The 2,929-nt window shown below is 69.3% G+C and carries 2 protein-coding genes; both read right to left on the minus strand.

Annotated elements, in window-relative coordinates:
- Nucleotides 1–55: 55 nt before the first annotated feature.
- Entirely contained in the window at nt 56–2,056 is a 2,001-nt protein-coding gene (locus tag D180_RS10895; protein ID WP_043090818.1) for a hypothetical protein, read from the minus strand.
- Nucleotides 2,053–2,733 (minus strand): DUF1449 family protein, encoded by a 681-nt coding sequence (locus D180_RS10900; protein ID WP_017912820.1) that lies wholly within the window; start codon nt 2,731–2,733, stop codon nt 2,053–2,055. Before D180_RS10900 ends, D180_RS10895 begins: the two co-directional genes overlap by 4 nt.
- Between the last annotated feature and the right edge of the window lie 196 nt (nt 2,734–2,929).

Here is a 2,929-nt window from a genome sequence, read left to right on the forward strand (position 1 = left end):
GGCGCGCCACCCTCGCCGGCCGCGCGCCGCCTGCGCACTCAGTCCAGTGCCGCGCTCAAGGCTCGGCGACGGGCAGTTGGACAGTCGCGTCCGGCGCCAGCCGCGACGGCGCCGCCGCGCCGCGCTGCACGCCGAGATAGCGCTGCATCAGGTCCTGCACGATCGGGCTCTTGTCGGCCAGGCCTTCGATCGACTTGCCGAGCGAGACCGCCTTGATGAGGTTGTCGAACATGCCGCCGTCGCCGCCGACCAGGTCGATGTCGGCATTGCGCAGGGCGCTGGCGATGACCTCGGCGTTCTCCTTGGACACTTCCTTGCCGGCCTCGATCGACGCCAGCGCCTGCTTGAGGCTGTTGTCGAGCAGCATCCGGAATTCCTCGTGGCCGCGCGCGCTGTCGCTGAGCGCGCCGATCGCCTCGAACTTGCGGGTCAGGCCGTCGGCCTCGGCCAACAGGCGCTTCTCCACCACCACCGCCTCGGCCATGCCGATCGACTCGGCGGCGCTGGCCTTGGCCTTGCCCATCTGCTCTTCGCCCTGCGCCTTGGCCTGCAGCGTCTCGGCCAGCACGCGCGCCTCGTTGCTGCCCTGCTTGAGGCTGGCATCGGCCTTGGCCTCGATCACCCGCGCCTCGGCGATACCGACCTTCTCGATCGCCAGCGCCGAGGCTTCCTTGACCTGCGCGTCGGCCAGACCGGGCGCGGCCTTCTCGGCGCGGATGCCGTCGGCGAGCAGCTTCTTGGCTTCGGCCTGCTTGCCGGCGGCCTCGTGTTCGGCCTGCGCCAGGGTGGTCAGTTCGACCGCGCGGTGCTTGGCCGCGGTCTCGCGCGCCTGCGCGTCCTTGACCTGGCGCACCAGCAGTTCCTGCGCCTTGGCCTCCGCTTCCAGGATCGTGACCTGCTTGAGCCGGTCGGCCTCGGCGACCTGACGCACTTCCTTGATCCGCTCCTCTTCCTGCGCCACGGTCTTGTCGATGGCGATGCGCTCGCGGGTGATGTTGGCCACGTCCATCTTGCCGTTCTCGACCACCTTGTCGCGCTCCACGCCCTGCAGTTGCACCTCGCGATCGGTGGTGACCTGCTCCAGCTGGCGCGCACGCGCGACCCGCTCGACCTCGATGGCCACCGCGCGCTGGCGGTTCTGTTCGGCCACCTCGACCTCGCGCAGGCGGTTCTGCTCGCGGATGTCGATCAGCTGCTGCGCCTCGATGCGCGCGTTCTCCGCCAACTGACGCTGCTCCTCCTGCACCTTCAGCGTCTCGGCCTGCTCGCGCGCGCGGATCGTGTCGACCTCGCGCTTCTGCCGCGCCTCGGCCTCGGCCTGCTGCCGCTCCAGCGCCAGCATCGCCTCGCGCGCCTCCACGTTCTTCTTGGTGATCGCCAGCTTCGCGTTCTGCTCCAGCTCGTTGGTGACCACGTTCTGGGTGCCGGTGAGCTCGGTGATCTTGCGGATGCCCTCGGCGTCGAGGATGTTGTGCGGATCCAGCAGCGCCTTGGGCGTCTGCTCCAGGTAGTCGATCGCCACGTCCTCGAGCACGTAGCCGTTGAGGTCGTTGCCGATCACCGCGATGATCTCGTCGCGGAACTCCTGGCGCTTCTCGAACAGCTCGGTGAACTCGAACTTCTTGCCCACCGTCTTGAGCGCCTCGGAGAACTTGGCGTTGAACAGTTCGTCGACCGCGTCCTTGTCCGAGGCGCGGTCGGCGCCGATCGCCTTGGCCACGCGCAGCACGTCGGCCTGGGTCTCGTTGACCCGCAGGTAGAACGCCACGGCGATGTCGGCGCGCATGTTGTCGCGGCAGATCAGCCCTTCCTTGCCGCGGCGGTCGACCTGAAGGGTGATCAGGCTGATCCGCATCAGCTCGGCGCGGTACAGCACCGGCACGATCAACGCGCCGGTGAAGTGCACCTTGGGCGTGGCGCTCATGTCGTTGACGATCAGCGCTACGCCCTGATCCACCTTGCGGTAGAACGCGCGGAACAGGCCGGCCAGCCCCAGCAGCAGCACCAGCAGGATGCCGACGCCGATCAGAAACGGCGCCATCGTCGCAAAACTCATCGGTGGATCTCCTTATCGCCCGCAATCAGGCTGTGTGGAAACGGCAAACCCGGCAGATCCTGCTCGCGGGCGATCAGATAGTGGTTGTGCGCCTGCACGTAGTCGACCAGCACCACGCGCTCGCCGCGCGGATAGACCTGGCCGGCCTGGGCACGCACCTGCAGGACCAGGCCGGCGCCGCCATCGTCGACGGTGGCGTAGCCGGAGTCCGCGTCGGCACGCGGCGAGGCGACGACGCCGACCTTGCCGAGCAACGACGTCTGCGCCACCGGACGCAGCCGCAGCAACAGCCGGCGCAGCGGCCGCAGCATCCAGGAGGTCAGCGGCAGCGCAGGCAGCAGCGCCAACAGCGCCACGCCGCTGCCGATGCCCCAGCGCAGGCCCGCCGGCAAGGACTGCAGCAGGAACAGATGGACGAAATAGGTGCCGAGCCAGCCCCAGAACGACAGCAGCGCCACCACCAGCATCACCGGCGCACCGCCCAGGCCCAGCCGCGCGAAGACGGCGGACACGCCGTGCAGGCCATGGTCGGCGCCGTCGACATGCAGATGTCCGTCGGGCGCGGCATGGTCGCCGATGCCGAAGGCGGCCAGCGCCCAGTAGAGCGCGGAAAATGCCAACAGGATGCTGTACGGCAACGTCGGAAATCCCAGTGCGACGTTCAGGAACTCGGCCATCCCCTCATCCTTGCTGTGCCGTGACGGCGCGCCCCATCATGGGCACGCGTCATCCCGCCGGCCTGCGCGCACGGCGCGCGGCGGACCGCCGGCAGGTTCTAGGGCCGGATGATACGTGAAAGTCGCGGCGGTTGGCCCGCGACGCGGGCCGAGGCGGCGGCACCTGCGGCGGCCGGGGCCGGCCCGGACCCGGCAG

Source organism: Xanthomonas sp. SHU 166 (assembly GCF_000364685.1).
GTDB classification, from domain to species: domain Bacteria; phylum Pseudomonadota; class Gammaproteobacteria; order Xanthomonadales; family Xanthomonadaceae; genus Xanthomonas_A; species Xanthomonas_A sontii.